We start from the raw sequence: 19,013 nt of genomic DNA on the forward strand, positions 1-19,013 counted from the left end.
ATTTTAGTTTCGCTCACTGAATATAGTCATACAATAAAAGAAAGTCAGCACAGTTACAAATATTTTTGAAACATCATTTCAAAAATATTTGTAACTGTTGTTGTATTTGTGATTAGCCTCTTACTGTAATTCTATTTTTTTAAAAGACCTTTTCAAAATTTTTGAATTTTGCTATTCTGACTTGATAAATGAAATTTTTAGGGGAGATAGACTTGGACAAATCCACTCAACCTGAGGCCGTTTCATCGGTTCTTAAGGTGTTTAATATCCTTGAGATGTTAGGTGAACAAAAAGAAATAGGTGTATCAGAATTGTCACACCGCTTGATGATGTCCAAAGCAACCACTTATCGTTTTCTTCAAACGATGAAGATGCTTGGGTATGTCTCACAACAAGGCGAGGCAGATAAATACTCATTAACACTGAAATTATTTGAACTAGGTTCAAAGTCTCTCGAGTGGGTTGACTTAGTAAACATCGCTGAAAAAGAAATGCGTATTATATCCGACGAAACGAATGAAACGATTCACTTAGGGGCTCTTGACCAAGGCACTATCATATATGTTCACAAAATCGACTCTAGTTACGCACTAAGAATGCACTCTCGCGTTGGTCGCAGAAACCCACTCCACACCACAGCAATCGGTAAAGTTTTATTATCGAATCGCGAAGAAGACTTCATTCGTCATACATTTTCAGATGTGGAGTTTGTAAAAAGTACCCCTAACACCCTAGAAAATGTTGAGCAACTAATCGAAGAGTTGGCCAAAGTAAAACAACAACACTTTGGGGAAGATAACGAAGAACAAGAACCTGGCCTGCGCTGTATCGCGGCACCAGTATATGACCGCTTTGGCAATATTATCGCAGGCGTATCAATTTCTTTCCCCACTATTCGCTTTGATGAAGAAAAAAAATCTCACTACATTAAGCTGTTGCACTCAGCCGGAAGGAAAATCTCGGAGCAACTAGGGTTTAAGGACTACCCCATTCAATAATCTTAAAAGCAGCTTTAGAGCTGCTTTTTTTTGTGCTATAAGATTAATGAAACATCGTTTTATTAAATAGAATGTCCAAATGATTAACACACTATCTCCTAACATAAGCGCATTCATCAGCCATATTGACCCTTTCGACAAGTTGCCCAAACATACTGTTGACAGTTTAGTCAATGAGGTACAGGTAAGGTACTTAGCAAAGGGGGAAAGCATTGCATTTAGTGTTTTGTGCAAACAGCGCTTTCTTTACATAATACGTACAGGGGCAATTGAGCAACGCGCTCCCTCTGGCATACTAAAAGCGAAACTAGGTGAAGAAGACCAATTTGGCTTCACATTCTTAGAGCCACTGGCTAAAGCTGAAGATGGTTATCAAGCTAACGCCATTGAGGACTCGCTGCTGTACTTAATTCCCCATGAGCAGCTAAAACGTGTGTGTGAAGAGTATCCTGAATGCAAAGACTATTTTGCTGTACAAAGTAAAAATCGACTACTTAGTGCGATTAACTCCACGATAAAAAAAGAAGATACCGCACTGTTTTATCGCAATGTTAGTGAAGTCGCCAGCGAAAATATCACCATTGTCAGCGCAGACACCCCCATAAAAGACGTAGCTCGTCTTATGTGTGGTAAACAAGCAAGTTCATGCGCAGTAATTATGCGGGAACATGAAATTGTAGGCATGATGACAGACCGAGACATGACTAAAAATGTCATCGCGGCAGATATAGATACGAATGAAGCGATTTCTTTAGTTATGAATAAACACCCCACCTTGATTCAAAGTGATGAAAAAATCATTCATGCTATTTCCCTAATGTTGCAATACAATATTCGCTGCTTACCGGTGCTTACCGGTAAACAAGTCACTGGCTTACTGACTACCTCACACCTTGTTCATAACCATAAAACTCAATCACTTTTCCTGATCGAAAAAATTAAATATACAAGGTCTATAGAAGGGCTTGCTAGCTTGAAAGGGGAAAAACAATCCATCTTTCAAGCATTGGTTGAAAGCGGGGTGAGTGCTGAAGTTCAAGGGCATGTGATGTCTATGATTATGGATGCCTTTACTCGCCGAATAATTCAACTAACTGAAGATGTACTGGGAGCAGCCCCTTGCCCTTATGCCTGGTTGGTAGCCGGATCGCATGCCCGTAATGAAGTTCACTTATTATCCGATCAAGACAGTGCCATTGTTATTGCTGATGAAGCAAGCGAAGAAGACCGCATTTACTTCCTGCACCTCGCAATGAAAGTGTGTAACGGCCTACATGCCTGTGGTTATCCACTGTGTAGCGGAAAGTTTATGGCGGCGACACCTAGTTGGTGCCAAAAAATCTCATGCTGGAAAGACTACTACCGAAAGTGGGTGAAAAGCCCAGAATACAACCAACTATTGAATATCAGTGTATTTCTCGAAATTCGCTCAATTTATGGCGATCCAACACTTGTAGAGTCAATACACCAAGCTATGCACCAACACATACAAAACCACCCAGGTTTTCTAGTCGCGTTAGTCAAGGACGCGATTACCATTAATCCTCCATTAGGCATCTTTAATAGTTTGGTATTAGAAAGAGGCGGTGAACATTCAAACACCCTTAACATAAAAAAATATGCTTTAAACCTGATTATTGATTTAGCCAGAATCTTCAGTTTAAAAGTGCAAGGTTCACTAACTGGAACCGAAGAACGCTTTCGTTATGCCGCCGAAAAAGGAAGCTTATCGCAGGATAGTTGCGATAACATCATTCAAGCCTACCGCTTTATTTCACAAGTAAGATTTCGCCACCAGCTGAATGCACTAAAAAATGGAGGACTGCCTGACAATCACATATCTCCGTCTGAGTTTTCTAGCTTCGAACGTAAACACCTTAAAGAAGCTTTCAAAATTATCAGTCAATTGCAAGATGTCGCCAAACTAAAATTTCTAGCTGGTATCTAAGAGACAATGAAGTGGTTTAAGCATTCATCTCAACCGCCAATGGAGCAACTAAGACGATCACTCACCCCCTCCGCGGTTTGGAGTAAGAGTGTTCAACAATATATGGCAACGCCTTTGGCTGATTTATCAGTGCCAATATCTCAGTTAGAGTTTGTGGCACTGGACATCGAGACTACCGGTTTAGATTTTAGTAAGGACAAAATGCTGTCGATCGGAACAGTTAACTTCAACACAGAGTCGATTAACCTAGCAACGGCCAGTGAAACTTTCATTTGTAATCAACAGGTCGTGCAAGCCAAAACAGCAGAAGTAAACGGAATAACCTCCAATCAACTCGACAAAGGACAACCGCTAGACTTGGCAATAGACAAGCTACTTAATACCATTCGCGGTAAAGTCGTTCTTGCCCACAACGCTGTTATTGAAAAAGGCTTTCTAAAAAAATACTTTTTGGAACGCTATCAGCTATCTGAGCTTCCTTGTCATTATTTCGACACTTTAGAAATAGAGAAAAAATATAGTTTTGCGGGGCGCACTAGGCTTCACTCTAGTTATTACCTCGGCGACTTGAGGAATCATTATAAGCTACCAGAATACTCAGCTCACTCGGCGGCAATCGATGCCCTATCATGTGCTGAGCTATTTATAGTTCAAATAAAAAAATTAAAATTAGAACAATACGGCGCTTCTATTAAACTACTCAAAAGCTAACAATCAATACCTCAGCGTTCTTATCAACCCCCTGAATTACACATTATTCCTAAATCTAGATGTGTGAATACATTATAAAACAGTCAAAAAACCGCTAAAAATAATACTCTGTCTTTACTGCACCACTTTGTCACCCTCTATTTCAACCCTTCTTCATATATGAATTTTCGATATCGTTTACTAGATCACTTTTTTGAAACACCTTTTCATTATAATCAGTACAACAGTTCATAAGGAGAAAGGCATGAAAAAAACATTAATGTTAATCACTATGCTTAGTGCACTAAATGTTTCTCAAGGATTTGCAGAGAACACGAAATTCATCACTTACGACAGCGCAGCTCTCGAGTACAACAAAGACAACCTCAACAATAAAGCTGAGGCTTTGTCCACATTAATAGCTAAAGCAGATAAAGCGCTTAAAGCCGACATAGACCCTGTTACCAACAAAACTCTTCTTCCCGCTAGTGGAGACCCACACGATTATTTTAGCTTTGGACCATACTGGTGGCCGAATCCGGATACAAAAGATGGGCTGCCCTACATTCGCCGTGATGGCGAGTACAACATGGCTACAAAAACAGCGGCCACCGACAAACAGCGATTTATTCGCTTCACAAAAGATGTAACTAACCTTGGTTTGGCATATTACTTCACTGGCAAAAACGACTATGCCAGCAAAGCGATTGATCAGCTAAAAGCATGGTTTATTGATCAAGAAACTCGCATGAATCCAAACTTGAATCATGCTCAGGCGATTCCTGGAATTGTAGACGGGCGCGGCATTGGGATCATTGATAGCCGACTGCTAATTGGCGTGGTAGATAGTGTAGAGATACTAAAAGCACAGTTAACAAGCGAACAATACACTGCAATTAATAACTGGTTTAAAGAATTCAACACTTGGTTAATCACCAGCAATAACGGCTTTGAAGAGGATAACTGGCATAACAATCACGGTACCTGGTACGACGCTCAAGTTGTCGCTTTTGCGATATTTACCGGTGACTTAGATACTGCTAAGAAGCGACTTAGAGTCACACAAATGCGAAGAATTGGAACTCAATTCAACATGCACGGCCAACAACACGCAGAATTAGAGCGCACCAAGCCTTGGCACTATTCAAACTTCAATTTGCAAGCCTATAGCTTGTTGGGCCATTACGGCGATGTAGTTGGTATAGATGTTTGGAATTATGAAGTAGACAAACACTCACTTAAAAAAGGTTATCAGTACGTAGCTAAATACACCATAGCCCCTGAGGAGTGGGACTATAAAGAGCTAAAAGGATTTCAAGCCTCCAAAGCCTACACCAATATGCTTTATGCAAATAAAGCCTATAACGACCCTATTTTTTCAGACGCTATTAGCGAACTGAAAAAAGACAAAGCCAATCAGAAAAACATCCAAAATTTATTATTTAAATAACCAATAAATATAAATCGTACAAGGAAAGCACAGTATGAAAATCAAACAAATAGCACTAATCACTACCCTATTATTATCGGCAGGTTCCGTGTCTGCAGCTTCATTAGACTTTCGTCAGGAATATAAACACGATACTGAAAAATACGCTAGTCGTATTAAGTTAGGTGCTGGTGTAGGTAATTATTATTTTGGGGTAGAGGCCATGCAACATGGCCATATTTTTTCTGACTGGGAGTCAAAGGGGAATGAATTTGACTTTGGCTATAAATACAAAATAGATGAGAAATGGATGCTAATCCCAGGCATGCCAATTACCTTTTTCCCAGGTCACGTAACGTTTAAACCTCAGCTTCGTGTTCAATACAAATTTGATTCTGGTTTAACAGCAAAATTACGTTACCGCCATGAGTTTCGCCGCTTTACGGATGAGAAGGACAAAAGCGGAGAACAAAAAAGTAAAATTACCGCAAACCTAAACTATAACTACAACTACTTCCAATTTGGCTTGGAAGGTAACTTTGAAAAGGGCCTAGATGACCAAGTACTTTTTGACAACGATGATACGAATTGGGATCTACTTTTCCAAATTGGCTATAAAGGCAAAGATTGGAATCTTCGCCCATACGCAGAATTTGGTAATGTTTCAGTATCATCAAAAAGCAGCGACCGTCAACTAAGAAGCCGTGTAGGCATCACCTACAGCTTCTAAGCAACAACTCCCCTCGTTACTAACCAGTACGATTGTACTGGTTAGTTCCCAAACATCGATTTATTTGAGTGAATCTAAGTAATCCGCCCATTTCTGCATCATTTTTTTTCGCTTCTTCAAATACAATGCACGGTTATAAGCTCTGGAAGTAGCCGAGCCGATTAGATGAGCAAGTTGCACTTCAACAACGTCATGTTTCCACCCCTGCTCGTGCAGTAATGTTGATGCTGTACTTCTAAAACCATGCGCAGAGATAACATCGGCTGAGTAACCTAAAGACCGAAGCCTATTTGTCATTACGTTTTTACTCATTGGCTTATTGCCATCCCTCTCACTAGGAAACACAAATTCAGAGTATCCAGTGACAAGCCTTATACTCTTAAGTTGCTCAACCACTTGCGTGGCTAATGGCACCAAATGCTCTCTCCCTCGCTTCATATTTTCAGCCGGGATCCGGATAATTTTGTTTTCAAAATCTATATACGACCACTTTAAATGTCGAATTTCCTTTGGCCTTAAAAATAACCTTGGAATCAGACGTAATGCTTCTATCGTGCAATAACCGCTAGAACGATCGCTGTCGATATCCCTGATGAGAGCACCTAGTTCATTCTCGTTTGTTATAGCGGCTTGATGTTTGACTTTGGGTAAAGGTGCGATGATATCTCTTAGTGATAACCCCTGAGCAGGATTACTTCGAATCAAACGATGAGCTAAAGCGTGAGCGAATACTCGATTAACTACAGATAAAATGGTCGGAGCTTTCTTTGGAGCTCCTGAGGCTTCAATCGAAAGCATCAATTCGGTGATGTGCCCAGCATCAACTTCTTCTATGGCTAATTGGCATATCTCTTTTGCATCTCGGGTTAGCCAACGCTTTATTCTATTAGCATGCTCTTCGGACCATGCTTCTCTTTGTTTTTCCCACCATTGTAAAGCAACCCACTCAAACGTTTTTTCGGGTGAGCTATGCTTCTTTTTCGCTTTACGTCTTTCGTCCATGGGGTTAATACCCTGAGCGAGCATTAGGTGAGCATCTTTAGCTAAGCTCCTTGCTTCAACTAAACTGACATTGGGGTACTTTCCCAAAGCCATTTCTTGGTGTTTGTTAGCGAATTTGAAACGCAAGCGCCAAAGCTTAGAACCACTAGACTTAACCAACAAAAACAATCCATTAGCATCATATTTTTTAGAGCTAGACTTACCTTCTGGGCAAGATATTGACTTAATTTCTAAAGCAGTTAAGGCCATAAGGTGGGGTACTTTTGGGGTATAAAGTGGGGTATTTACAAAAATATAGCAAATAAATTGAAGTCCTACTATAGACGATACCCCACTTTGTACCCCACCAATTTTGACGCTTTATGAAATAGTATGATACTAACTGAATATCTAAAGGAATAAAAAAAGCCCGTAAAGCAATACCTTACGGGCTTTAAGAAACTTTATGAGTTTCTATGAATAGCTGGAGCGATGATTACATCATGCCGCCCATACCACCCATGCCGCCCATGCCGCCCATATCTGGAGCGCCACCAGCAGCTTTATCTTCTGGCTTGTCGGTGATCATACATTCGGTAGTGATCATCAAACCAGCAACAGAGCCAGCAAACTGTAGTGCTGAACGGGTTACTTTAGTTGGGTCAAGAATACCCATCTCTAGCATGTCACCGTATACGCTAGTGCCAGCGTTGTAACCGAAGTTAGCTTCACCTTCTTTCACTTTGTTAGCCACTACAGACGCTTCGTCACCTGCGTTAGTTACGATTTGACGAAGTGGAGCTTCCATAGCGCGAAGTGCTAAGCGAATACCTACATTTTGGTCTTCGTTGTCACCTTCTAGGCCAGCAACTTTAGCTGCAGCGCGAACTAGAGCAACACCACCGCCCGCCACAACGCCTTCTTCTACCGCTGCGCGAGTAGCGTGAAGAGCATCTTCTACGCGGTCTTTCTTCTCTTTCATTTCAACTTCAGTGGCAGCACCAACTTTAATTACTGCTACACCGCCAGCTAATTTAGCTACACGCTCTTGAAGTTTTTCTTTGTCGTAGTCTGAAGAAGTATCTTCGATTTGCTGGCGAATTTGAGCAACACGGCCTTGAATCGCAGCTTCTTCACCAACACCATCAATGATAGTTGTGTTGTCTTTAGAGATAACCACGCGCTTCGCGCTACCTAAATCTTCTAAAGTAGCTTTTTCTAGCTCTAGGCCAACTTCTTCAGAAATAACAGTACCGTTAGTTAGAATAGCAATGTCTTGTAACATCGCTTTACGACGGTCACCAAAGCCTGGGGCTTTAACAGCAGATACTTTAACAATACCGCGCATGTTGTTAACTACCAAAGTAGCTAACGCTTCACCTTCTAGGTCTTCAGCAATGATAAGTAATGGCTTACCCGCTTTAGCTAGTGCTTCTAATAAAGGAAGCAATTCGCGAATGTTAGAGATTTTTTTGTCAGCCAATAGAATGAACGGGTTGTCTAGTTCAACGGTGCCGCTTTCTTGGTTGGTGATAAAGTATGGAGATAGGTAACCGCGATCAAACTGCATACCTTCAACTACGTCTAACTCATCAGTTAGCGCTTGGCCTTCTTCTACAGTAATTACGCCTTCTTTACCTACTTTTTCCATTGCTTCAGCAATGATGTTACCAACAGTAGTATCAGAGTTAGCAGAGATAGTACCTACTTGGGCAATCGCTTTAGTATCTGCACAAGGAGCAGACAAACCTTTTAGTTCTTCTACTGCTGCTACAACGGCTTTATCGATGCCGCGCTTAAGATCCATTGGGTTCATGCCAGCTGCAACGGCTTTTAGGCCTTCGTTTACAATGGCTTGAGCCAATACTGTAGCAGTAGTGGTACCGTCACCGGCAGCATCGTTGGCTTGAGAAGCAACTTCTTTCACCATTTGTGCGCCCATGTTTTCGAACTTGTCTTCTAGTTCGATCTCTTTAGCTACCGAAACACCATCTTTAGTGATAGTTGGTGCGCCAAAAGATTTGTCTAGCACTACGTTACGGCCTTTAGGACCTAGTGTAACTTTAACTGCGTCTGCTAGTACGTTTACACCCGCTAGCATTTTGCTGCGAGAATCATTTCCAAAAATTACGTCTTTAGCTGCCATGATACCTTTCCTAATATTCGTTCAGCTTTTTCTTAACCAGAAAAAAAGGGAGATTATTCTACAATTGCTAGAATGTCTGACTCAGACATGATCAGCACTTCTTCGCCGTCAACTTTTTCAGTTTTAACGCCGTAGCCTTCGTTGAATACAACAGTGTCACCAACTTTTACGTCTAAGGCTTGGATTTCACCATTGTCAAGCATACGACCTTTGCCTACAGCAAGTACTTCACCACGAGTCGACTTTTCAGCCGCAGAGCCAGTAAGCACGATGCCACCAGCTGATTTACTCTCTTGGTCTTTACGTTTGATGATAACGCGGTCATGCAACGGACGGATGTTCATTGCTATCTCTCCTTAAATAAAACAATCGTGTTTTGTCTATGAAAATGCAGCCAAGGGCTACAAAGCTTTAATGTTGAATTTAAGATGGGGGCGTAAACGCTGCATACAAGGGTTGCTAGCAATTTTTTTTTGGTTTTTTGTCTTAAAAACTTGGCCAATATCAAAATGAAAACATTTTCAGTAACAAATTTTACAAAAAACACTTGAACCCAGATAAAAATTTGAGCAGGATCACAACGACTGGTCGTACTAGACAGTTATACCAACAATTGGATAACAAACAGATAACAAGTTGTTGGTTTTATTTGGTGTAACAGCGGGAGCACTTGATTATGCAGCAAATCTACATTGCATTTGAGCGTTTAAGTGGTTTTCTAAGCAAAGAGAAAACTGTTTACTTACCTTTTCAAGGTAGCGTTAAAGAAGCCGAAGAGCATCTACGTTCCGACGAGTTTGATTCGTTTTTGTCTACCAGCAAAGGCTTGAATCCTCGAGTGGTAACACAAAGGCACTAATTGCCATAGCAACAATTATCGATAAAAAAAGAAGGGCTATTGCCCTTCTTTTTTTATAACCGTATTTTGCTATTGGTCATCTTTTCTTTCGAACTCACCCTCAATGGTGCTGCCTGGCTTATTATCAACCTTGCCGCTAGGTGGATTGGCGTCTTTCACATTGCCCTCCCCAGGAGTTTGAAAACGCATAGACTGCATTTTTAAGGCCTGAGATTTTAACACTCGAGCAGCCAATAGGGCTCGTAGTGGCGGTAGTAAAATAAGCAAACCGAAGAAATCAGTAATAAAGCCTGGCATCACTAACATTGCACCTGCAATGATTAGCATTAGACCTTCAATCATTTGTTGAGCAGGGGTTTCTCCTCGCTCCATTGCCGAACGCGCCTGAAAAGCGGTTTGTAATCCTTGGCTACGAACTAGAGATGCACCAACCAATGCAGTAAGAATGGTTAAGGCAATTGCGCTTAACGCGCCCATCTGGCTGCCCACCTGAATTAACACATAAATCTCTGCGTAAGACAGGCCAGCAAACAATAAAAATACATATAAAAACAAGGCGTAGTTCCTCAAAGTCATGGAGAAGCTGAAAATCTGCTTCACCTTAAGGGTAAAATATGAGGGCAGTTGGAGCAAATTTAAAGGCTTATGCTCAATAAACCAGCAAACAACAGCACATTTCGCTTATTTAATGGCGCTTCAATAGCTACTTTCTACACTCAAAGTGACATCTGCTTACCAGAGGCTCAATATGGAAACCGCTTGCTATTTAGTTCTCACCACTTTTGATAATGTAGATGCTGCTCAGCACTTTGCGCAGCAGCTTGTAGAAAAAAAATTGGCGGCTTGTGTTAATATTTTGCCGCAAGTCAGGTCTATTTATCGCTGGCAAGACAATATTGAATCCAGTAGTGAGGTACAGCTGCAAATTAAAACCAATTTGCGCTGCTTACATTCCTTACAGTGTTATTTTAAACAGCATCATCCCTATGATTGCCCAGAATTTATTGCGCTACCCATTGAACAAGGAGCGAGTGACTACCTGAAATGGCTAAACGATTCTTTACAATAGTATTTTTGCTCTGCTTGAGCTTACCGAGTATTGCCGACAACCTACTCGACCAACTGCCCGGCCTAAAGGCCTCTCCTAGTTCTAATGCAAATGAATTCTTACCTGTAGATAGCGCTTTTGCCTTCAACTTTATTGAGCAAGACGGAGCGCTGCACCTTAGTTGGCAAGTTGCCGAGCAATACTATCTTTACCAAGCTCAGTTTAAAGTTGTTGCAGACGGCCAGTCGATTGATCTAAGCAAGCTACTGCCACAAGGCAAGCTATATAACGATGCTTACTTTGGTGAAGTGTTTATTTACCCGCAAGATGTCTCTTTCTCTGTGCCGCTTAGTGAGTTAAATCAAGCCAACAATATTCAGGTCACTTATCAAGGCTGTGCCGAAGCCGGTTTATGCTATCCGCCAGAAACCAAGCAAGCTTTTCTTTCACAATCTTCAGCTGCTAATGCTGCAACAGAAGAGCTCAGTGCAAAAACAACAGCACCAATTGTAAACAACGAAGGCTCGGTGCCCATTAGCCAACAATGGGTGCTAGCCGATCGCCTCACCAACAACAATATTTGGCTAAATGTATTGCTGTTTTTTGTATTAGGCATTGGACTCGCTTTTACGCCTTGTGTATTTCCCATGTATCCCATTCTTACCGGCATTATTGCCGGTGCAGGTAAACAGCTAAGCACTAAGCGCGCTTTTAGTTTATCGATGGCCTACGTGCAAGGTATGGCGGCTACCTTTACCGCCTTAGGCTTAGTGGTGGCCAGTGCAGGACTACAGTTTCAAGCTGCGCTGCAACACCCAATCATATTAGGCGGCTTAGCCGTGCTCTTTGTGGTGCTAGCGCTGTCGATGTTTGGCTTATTTAACCTACAACTGCCCAGCAGCCTGCAGCAAAAGCTAAATAGTTTAAGTAACCAGCAGCAGGCTGGTTCGTTATCTGGTGCTGCCATTATGGGCATGATATCTGGCCTAGTCGCCTCGCCTTGCACCGCCGCCCCACTCTCTGGAGTACTTATTTACGTAGCGCAAAGTGGCGATCTCGCCTTAGGCGCGATTACCCTATACAGCTTGAGTTTAGGTATGGGCTTACCCTTGTTACTGTTAGGCGCGAGCAGCGGTCGTTTACTGCCAAAAGCCGGTGCGTGGATGAACCACGTAAAAACCTTCTTCGGGGTAATGCTGCTTGCGGTTGCCATTTTAATGCTAGAGCGTTTTTTGTCTGGCGAAGCGATTCGCATGCTGTGGGCTGCCTTAGTTATTGGCGCCAGTGGTTATTACTATCATCAAAACCGCTTAGCCCTATTAAGTGGCTGGCAAACCTTTAGACAGCTATTGCTACTAGCTGTAATGGCAATCAGCTTATTGTGGGCCGCCCAACCATGGTTTGCACCAGCGCCAGCCCAGCAGCAGGGAGAGTTTATTCAGGTCGCCAACTTAGAGGAAATGCAGCAACAATTGCAATTGGCCGCCAAGCAAGGCAAACCTGCTTTGGTGGATTTTTATGCAGACTGGTGCACCGCCTGTAAAGATTTTGAGAACAAGACTTTTCACGCTCCGCAAGTTTCAGCCAAGCTGGATAAGATGGTGTTAATCCAAGCTGATGTTACTCAAACTAATGCCACTGCGATTAAGCTGCTCAATCATTATGAAGTGCTAGGTTTGCCCACCATCTTATTATTTGACCAACAGGGTGAAGAGTTAAAACAAGCCCGAGTCACTGGGTTCATGAACGCCGAAGCCTTTAGTGCTCACCTTATTTTGAACGGACTATAAGTCATAAAAAAGCCACCTTCGGGTGGCTTTCTGTTAGGGTCTGTTGATCTTTGGTGTTGAAATTTTGTTCAAGATAAGCGGGCTTTAATCGCGGCGAGCACTTAGAAGCCTAGTGGGCTAAGCAAGAAGTGCTTAACAAAGAGTAAAGTTCGCTTATCCGAACCCTTCAGGCAGCATTTCTTAGCCATTTATTCAGCGTTAGCGAGTGATTATTAAGACCACTTAACTGCACACTCACTGCCTTGCCTAAATGGCTAATAAATTGCTGCAAAATCCATCAGCAAAGATCAACAGACCCTAGTCATTAGTGCGAGTGAAGCTTAGGCAAATTTAAAACCTTGCACTAAGTCTACCTGCTCTTTAGCTACCGATTCCAACTCATCACTCAAGCGATTTAGCTCTGTCACCACCGTGAGGTTTTGCTGAGCAGCGCTAGAGATGGTTTCCATACTGCAAGACACATCAACACTGGTGGTTTGCTGTTGGTTAGTCGCCACACTAATCTCTTCGTTAAGCAGCGATAAATGCTCAATGTGGCTGGCAATATCACCAATTTTTTGGTTAATCGCATTCACGTTACTCGCATTTAGCTCCATGCTCTTATTACACTGTTCTATTTCTTTTACGGCTAGTTCAGTGTCTTGCTGCAAGCCACCGATCATAGTTTGAATTTCAGTGGTTGATGAAGCAGTGCGTTGTGCTAATTGACGAACTTCATCAGCCACTACCGCAAAACCGCGGCCTTGCTCCCCCGCACGCGCTGCTTCAATGGCAGCGTTTAGTGCTAATAAGTTGGTTTGTTGGGTGATACCTTCAATTACTTCTAAAATCCCGAAGATGGCGTTACTGCTTTCACTGACATGTTTAACTCTATCGGTTGAACTAGCAATATTAGCTGCCAAAGCTTGGTTATTTTCTAAAGCTTCTTCTGTAAGGCGCACGCCATCTTGAGTGCTATCGCTAATCTCGCGCATCCCTTGAGCAGCAGACTCTGCACGCCGCGCTACATCTTGAATAGCTTGCTCCATTTCAGTCATGGCTGCCGAAACCGTAATACATTGGCTACGCTGCTCATCTAGCTGTTTCATTATATCGCTACCGTGCTGACGATTTACCGTAGACGCTTGCCCTAGTGCTTCACTCTTGTCACGCAAGCCCGTTACCGTGTCACGTTGCTGGTCAATCACTTGGTTTAGTTGCTTGCTTAACATGCCAAACTCGTTACCACTTTGGTACTGGCAACGTTGGCTTAAATCACCATCAGCTAAGTGTTTAAGAGTATTAATCAATTGTTTTAACGGTGTTCTAATCAGCTGCTGGATAATTAGACCCATAGCGATACAGAATAGAATTGTAAGCGGTATGACTACAGCCCCGCTATTAATTAACGTGGAAATACTACCGGATGCTTCTTCAATTTGCTGCTCGGTGGCACTTCGACTCTCTGCTGTAAGCGCACTTAGGTTACTATTCACATCTTGCAATTGTTGAGTAATTGAAGCCTTGAGCTTCATTAGTTTGTTTTGTTTAATCAGATATTGCTGATATTGACCCAATAGGCCACCAAACGCGGTTACTTCATCAAGTAGCCAAGGAATCTGCGTTACCAGCTCATGCTCACCTTGAACGCCTTTCAGCTCTTTATCCACCACTAGGTCACCAAAGTCTTCTTCCACATAAGTTTTGGTTTCAGTATTACTGGTGATCACTTGTCCAACTTCTCGCGGGTCAGTGGAATTGAGTACATTAATGGTAGCCAACTGCATTGCCGATAGATCAGCGCTCACTGAATCAAGTAATACTTTAAGCATATTAGGGTCCGCTTCATCAAACAGCTGCCCTAATAACAAATTAATACGTAAGGAAATGCCTTGGAAAGTAGCAGTCCGTTCAGACAAAGATGTACCGCTCGAAATAACATCTTGGTGCAACTCAATGAGATATTCGGCGTCTTCAAATAACAGTTCATTTTGTTGCTGAACGAGGCTAAAGCTTTCACTTTCTACGCCATTCTCCGCCAACCAATTGACTAATACTTGCTCCGCAACTTTGTAGTCAGCAACCCGCTGATGGTATTGCTCAATAAGTTGATTCACCTGTTGTGCGTTGCGCTCTTGAATAGTGTTATTTAACACGCGTTCTACCGCAGTTAAACTACGATCAAGCTGGTTCGTATGCCCCATTAAAGGGAAAGCTTGAGTGGTAACTTCACCCATTGTGTTTTCGGCTTGTTGCATTTGTTTCCACGCAACTACACCCAGCACCAGCAATACGATACATAGCATTGAAAATGTCGCCAGAATTAACTGAGTAATGGACAATTTTTTATGTACTAGCATCTTTATCTCACTTCTTTTATTAGTTCACTTCCGTATGTAAGCGCTTACATGATAACCGTGCGACTAACAGCCAAAGATTATGTTTTCATGATATTTAGTTACGAAAACACGTTTTCGAGAGCTGTTCGATCTTTATGTTAAGGTTAATAATATGTTACTGATTAAAAGGGTGATTTGGCTCATAAAAGCAAAGCCGACAAGGCCTGAGTCGTGGCATAATGCACATTCTAGTTATGAAATAAAATTAGTTTTGGCTTGCTATACAGAATCGCCGTAGCCGAGTAAGCTAAACACTTAGCGTAACAACGAGCTCAGTATGCAACTTGGAAAAATTAACTTAAACTTACTCAGTGCATTGTATTATTTACTGCAAGAGCAGAGTGTTACTCGAGCTGCAGAAAAAATGCACTTGAGCCAATCGGCCATGAGTAAACATTTGGCTAAATTACGCGAAATATTTGGCGATCCTTTGTTGGTAAGAGTGAAAGGGCAATTACAAGCCACCCCTAAAGGAATTGAGCTAAAAGCCCAAGTTGCGCCATTGTTAGATTCTGTAGAAAACCTGCTTCATCAACAAGCTTTTGAACCTAGCTTGTGTCAGCGCACCTTTACCATTGCCACCTCTGATTACGTAAGTGAACACTTACTGCCAAAAGTTCTCGGTGACATCTACCAGCAAGCGCCTCAGCTAAATATTGAGCTTTGTAACTGGGATCATACCACCAATAGGCTATTACACAGTGGCGAAGTAGACCTAGGCATGACACTGCCCCCCCGGGATAGCACCGAGCTACACGCTACAACCTTAGGCACCGATCACTTAGTGTGTTTAATGCACCAGCAACACCCTTATTTAACGATAGCGCACCCCAGCATGAGCGACTACTGCCGCTATCCGCACGCCATCATTACTACCGGTGCAGACAAAAACAGCCATATTGATCGCCACCTTAGCCAGCAAGGTTTACAGCGCCAAATTCAATTTCGCGCCTCTTCCTACCCTGCCACGGTACAAATTCTCAGTGAGACAAGATTCATTCTTACCTTGCCCGCAAAAATCGCCAAACAACTGCTTAAACAGCGCCCTTTAGCAATGGTTGCTTTGCCCTTTGAGGTAAGCCCTTTTGAATACTCGTTGATTTGGCATCACCGTAACCACCATGACCCCGCTCATGCCTGGTTTAGGCAGCAAATCCACCGAGCGATGACTTAAGCATGTAAGCGCTTACTAGAGCTGCTAGCTTTTTTTCCAACAGCCAAAATTACTCTAGCTAAGCAGTGAACAGGCACTAGGCTTCGCTTCAACGCATTGCTGTTTGCCGCTTAAAAAACTAACTAGTGGAGAAATAAACAGGGTAATCCAAGCAGCAAACAGAAGGGCTAGACCACTTTAGCTTATTAAAAACTGCCCATGTTATTGCCGAGACGGTAAGTTTTATTGGAAATCAAAGCCACTAAGTGCAAACTCACATAGGAAGCAAAGGCTAAATACTTTATGCTCGAGTTAAAAGTATTAACCAAGAAACCTGCTCGTGGCACAACTAGTCCCTTCAAATTGCCCTGGCTGCGGAGCCTCAGTCGGCTGCACAGCTAATGAACAATGTTGGTGTATGAACATGCCAGCTATTTTGCCAGTAAGCGCAGATCTCAATGAGCGGGCATGTCTTTGTCAAACATGCTTATCCAAAAAACTGGCCGAGCAATTAACGCTGTTGATAGCCAATACGCCTCATCATGAACTATTAGAATTAGCTGCGCGCTACCGAACACCAGCTAACCAGCGAGCAGCCTTGCAAGAACATCTAGACTTCAGCATGGAAGATGGCTTGATGGTTTTTAGCGCTTGGTATCACTTAAAGCGAGGCAACTGCTGCGGTAATGGCTGCCGACATTGCCCTTACCCGGCAAACACTCAAACCAGCCCAGCAGCAAACAGCTCTTAAGCCAAGGTGTTTACTTGCTTAGTAAAGGCTTTATTAGCAAAGCCATAGGCTAAGCGAGTTAGCCCCCAGAAGATGAGCAATACAACGGCAATAATTGCATAAAGTGCGTGCAGGTCAATCGACAGTTCAAACAATAAAGCCGCTAGCTCGGCTTGCACATCGAGCCAGGCGATAACGCCATAAATCTCGTAAAACGAATAGGCAAATACCGCTAATAGCTCTGCTACGGAGATAAACACCGACGCAAGCCACGACCAGAAGCTCAAGTAGCGTAGCTCAGCACGCATAAGTGCCCGTTGATGGTCCTTCACAAACAACTGCACCGCAATTGAGGCCGACAACATAAGGACAATGATGCCCAAAAAACTATTAGACTCTAAATCCAACCACGACACTACGGTGCCAAAAACTAAGGAACTGGCTAAATAAACCAGTGCGAACCACATTAGGTACTTGTTAAGTGATACTTCAGCCGTTTGCATGCTCTTCCTTTAACCTTACTGCCTAAACTACCCGCGCATATTAACACTAAGACGACAAAATTTAGCATTAGCCCAAACACTTCTACTTACGCAATATCAATTTAATCTGCGCTGAGAGATTCCAGCTCACAGTTTTAAATGATTGGCCAACACTGCATTCCACAATGGAATATACAACATATCTAAAATTCTATATTTATAGTCAGTAGTACCTTCTACACTAGCCGCAGTTTTTAAATCTCATTACTTTTCAGGGATGAACGCGTGTTAGAAGCATTAAGCGCACTTTTATTAATCAATTTGTTGGGTATGTTAAGCCCGGGCCCAGACATGGTAATGGTGTTGCGCCATGCCAGCAGCGGAAAACGCCAAGCTGCATTGTGTGTAGTGGGCGTATTGCTAGGCTTTAGTATCCATATCGCGCTAGCCATTGGCGGCTTATCTATCATCATTAAACAATCTCCTTTATTGTTTGAAATCCTGCGTTGGGGCGGTGCAGGCTTTTTGGTATTCCTAGGCCTAAGAACCTTGTTTAGTCGCTCCGAGCTGATTGAACTCGCCAGCCAAGGCAAACCTAAGCGCGCAAAAAAAGTGGTGCTAAGCGGCATTGCATGTAACTTACTCAACCCAAAAATTTTAGTTTTTGTAGTAAGTGTATTTAGTCAGTTTATTGGTAGCGAAACACTACTTAGCGAAAAGCTGATACTCGGGGCAGCCTTGTTACTAGAAACCGCATTACTGTGGTACTTATTAGTGCGCATTTTGTCGCATCATAAAGTGCAAATTCAGCTACAGCGCTACCAACAATGGGTGAATAGATTTAGCGGCACAACCCTACTTGGAATGGGAACTTTGCTCGGCCTTCACAGTTAAGCCCTCTGCAAATTGAAACCCGCAAGGCTTGGTGCTATGGTCAAAAAAAAGGCAGATGAATCATGGTTATGGAAGATACCTACAAGATCATTATCGCTGATGACCACCCCTTGTTTCGTAGTGCTCTTCAGCAGGCAGTACAAACTGCCGTTCCCGATGCTCAGTTATTAGAAGCTGAGAATGTTAACGACCTACTTAAACTGCTCGAACTAGAGCGCGAACCCGACCTACTATTATTAGATTTGAAAATGCCCGGCGCTAATGGCTTCTCGGCGTTTACCCACTTACATGGTCAATACCCTGAATTGCCAATTGTGGTGATTTCGGCCAGCGAAGAAGTAAGCGTAGTGCAAAAAGCCAAGCAGCTTGGCGCAACCGGCTTTATTCCCAAATCTACCCCACTACAACAATTGGTTGCCGCCATTCAACACATTATTGAAGGCGACGACTGGTTCCCAGAAGGCATAAGCTTTAGCGCTCAAGCTGAGGAAGACCCTCTAGCCGAACGCTTAGCCAGCCTTACCCCACAGCAATACAAAGTATTGGTAATGCTTAACGAAGGCCTGCTTAATAAACAAATTGCCTACGAGCTAAACGTATCGGAGGCTACCATTAAGGCCCACGTTACCGCCATTTTCCGCAAACTCAACGTGAAAAATCGCACCCAAGCAGTAATAGCCTTGCAGCAATTAGAGCTAGAGCCAAGCCCAGAAGATAACGAGATTTAACATAGTCTAATTAAAGATTGAGTTAAGCC

The 19,013-nt window shown here is 42.7% G+C and carries 18 protein-coding genes; 12 read left to right on the plus strand and 6 right to left on the minus strand.

The window, feature by feature from the left end; translation table 11 throughout:
* Positions 1-212 precede the first annotated feature (212 nt).
* The 5 genes from kdgR to K5L93_RS07440 all read left to right on the plus strand — a co-directional run bounded on the left by kdgR (position 213) and on the right by K5L93_RS07440 (position 5,795).
* Entirely contained in the window at positions 213-998 is a 786-nt protein-coding gene (gene kdgR, locus K5L93_RS07420; protein WP_220719143.1) for a DNA-binding transcriptional regulator KdgR, read from the plus strand.
* Between the two features lie 79 nt (positions 999-1,077).
* Positions 1,078-2,946: a DUF294 nucleotidyltransferase-like domain-containing protein gene (locus K5L93_RS07425; RefSeq protein ID WP_220719144.1), complete on the plus strand. Its 1,869-nt coding sequence runs from the start codon at positions 1,078-1,080 to the stop codon at positions 2,944-2,946.
* A gap of 6 nt (positions 2,947-2,952) precedes the next feature.
* Positions 2,953-3,657 (plus strand): exonuclease domain-containing protein, encoded by a 705-nt coding sequence (locus K5L93_RS07430; RefSeq protein ID WP_220719145.1) that lies wholly within the window; start codon positions 2,953-2,955, stop codon positions 3,655-3,657.
* 244 nt (positions 3,658-3,901) lie between these two features.
* Complete coding sequence (locus tag K5L93_RS07435; protein WP_220719146.1) at positions 3,902-5,086, plus strand: alginate lyase family protein; 1,185 nt, start codon at positions 3,902-3,904, stop codon at positions 5,084-5,086.
* Positions 5,087-5,120: 34 nt separating this feature from the next.
* On the plus strand, positions 5,121-5,795 hold the full coding sequence (locus K5L93_RS07440) for an oligogalacturonate-specific porin KdgM family protein (protein WP_220719147.1): 675 nt from the start codon (positions 5,121-5,123) through the stop codon (positions 5,793-5,795).
* A gap of 60 nt (positions 5,796-5,855) precedes the next feature.
* Here K5L93_RS07440 and K5L93_RS07445 read toward each other — a convergent pair whose 3' ends face one another.
* The 3 genes from K5L93_RS07445 to K5L93_RS07455 all read right to left on the minus strand — a co-directional run bounded on the left by K5L93_RS07445 (position 5,856) and on the right by K5L93_RS07455 (position 9,266).
* Positions 5,856-7,046, minus strand: coding sequence for a tyrosine-type recombinase/integrase (locus tag K5L93_RS07445; protein WP_220719148.1), 1,191 nt, complete (start codon positions 7,044-7,046; stop codon positions 5,856-5,858).
* A 226-nt stretch (positions 7,047-7,272) separates the two neighbouring features.
* On the minus strand, positions 7,273-8,922 hold the full coding sequence (groL, locus tag K5L93_RS07450) for a chaperonin GroEL (RefSeq protein WP_220719149.1): 1,650 nt from the start codon (positions 8,920-8,922) through the stop codon (positions 7,273-7,275).
* 53 nt (positions 8,923-8,975) lie between these two features.
* Positions 8,976-9,266 carry a co-chaperone GroES gene (locus K5L93_RS07455; RefSeq protein ID WP_016402035.1) on the minus strand — a complete coding sequence of 97 codons (291 nt, stop codon included), beginning with the start codon at positions 9,264-9,266 and terminating at the stop codon, positions 8,976-8,978.
* A 332-nt stretch (positions 9,267-9,598) separates the two neighbouring features.
* On the opposite strand from K5L93_RS07455, the gene K5L93_RS07460 reads away from it, so the two are divergent.
* Complete coding sequence (locus K5L93_RS07460; RefSeq protein WP_016402036.1) at positions 9,599-9,781, plus strand: hypothetical protein; 183 nt, start codon at positions 9,599-9,601, stop codon at positions 9,779-9,781.
* 69 nt (positions 9,782-9,850) lie between these two features.
* Here the strand turns inward: K5L93_RS07460 and K5L93_RS07465 are convergent, their stop codons facing one another.
* On the minus strand, positions 9,851-10,336 hold the full coding sequence (locus K5L93_RS07465; RefSeq protein WP_220719150.1) for an FxsA family protein: 486 nt from the start codon (positions 10,334-10,336) through the stop codon (positions 9,851-9,853).
* Positions 10,337-10,529: 193 nt separating this feature from the next.
* Between K5L93_RS07465 and cutA the strand changes: the two genes are divergently transcribed.
* Positions 10,530-10,850 (plus strand): divalent-cation tolerance protein CutA, encoded by a 321-nt coding sequence (cutA, locus tag K5L93_RS07470; protein WP_220719151.1) that lies wholly within the window; start codon positions 10,530-10,532, stop codon positions 10,848-10,850.
* Complete coding sequence (locus K5L93_RS07475) at positions 10,826-12,619, plus strand: protein-disulfide reductase DsbD (RefSeq protein WP_220719152.1); 1,794 nt, start codon at positions 10,826-10,828, stop codon at positions 12,617-12,619. Before cutA ends, K5L93_RS07475 begins: the two co-directional genes overlap by 25 nt.
* A 320-nt stretch (positions 12,620-12,939) precedes the next feature.
* On the opposite strand, the gene K5L93_RS07480 is transcribed toward K5L93_RS07475, so the two are convergent.
* Positions 12,940-14,958 carry a methyl-accepting chemotaxis protein gene (locus tag K5L93_RS07480; RefSeq protein ID WP_220719153.1) on the minus strand — a complete coding sequence of 673 codons (2,019 nt, stop codon included), beginning with the start codon at positions 14,956-14,958 and terminating at the stop codon, positions 12,940-12,942.
* Positions 14,959-15,274: 316 nt separating this feature from the next.
* On the opposite strand from K5L93_RS07480, the gene K5L93_RS07485 reads away from it, so the two are divergent.
* Entirely contained in the window at positions 15,275-16,171 is an 897-nt protein-coding gene (locus K5L93_RS07485) for a LysR family transcriptional regulator (RefSeq protein WP_220719154.1), read from the plus strand.
* 319 nt (positions 16,172-16,490) lie between these two features.
* Positions 16,491-16,901 (plus strand): C1orf53 family protein, encoded by a 411-nt coding sequence (locus K5L93_RS07490; protein WP_373869969.1) that lies wholly within the window; start codon positions 16,491-16,493, stop codon positions 16,899-16,901.
* Here K5L93_RS07490 and K5L93_RS07495 read toward each other — a convergent pair.
* Complete coding sequence (locus K5L93_RS07495) at positions 16,898-17,383, minus strand: ABZJ_00895 family protein (RefSeq protein ID WP_016402046.1); 486 nt, start codon at positions 17,381-17,383, stop codon at positions 16,898-16,900. The genes K5L93_RS07490 and K5L93_RS07495 overlap by 4 nt on opposite strands.
* Before the next feature lie 264 nt (positions 17,384-17,647).
* Here K5L93_RS07495 and K5L93_RS07500 point away from each other — a divergent pair, with 264 nt between their 5' ends.
* Together K5L93_RS07500 and K5L93_RS07505 are read left to right on the plus strand one after the other, a co-directional pair.
* On the plus strand, positions 17,648-18,256 hold the full coding sequence (locus K5L93_RS07500; RefSeq protein ID WP_220719156.1) for a LysE family translocator: 609 nt from the start codon (positions 17,648-17,650) through the stop codon (positions 18,254-18,256).
* A gap of 62 nt (positions 18,257-18,318) precedes the next feature.
* Complete coding sequence (locus K5L93_RS07505) at positions 18,319-18,984, plus strand: response regulator (RefSeq protein WP_016402048.1); 666 nt, start codon at positions 18,319-18,321, stop codon at positions 18,982-18,984.
* The last annotated feature ends 29 nt before the right edge of the window (positions 18,985-19,013 follow it).

This window comes from Agarivorans litoreus (genome assembly GCF_019649015.1).
Lineage (GTDB): Bacteria > Pseudomonadota > Gammaproteobacteria > Enterobacterales > Celerinatantimonadaceae > Agarivorans > Agarivorans litoreus.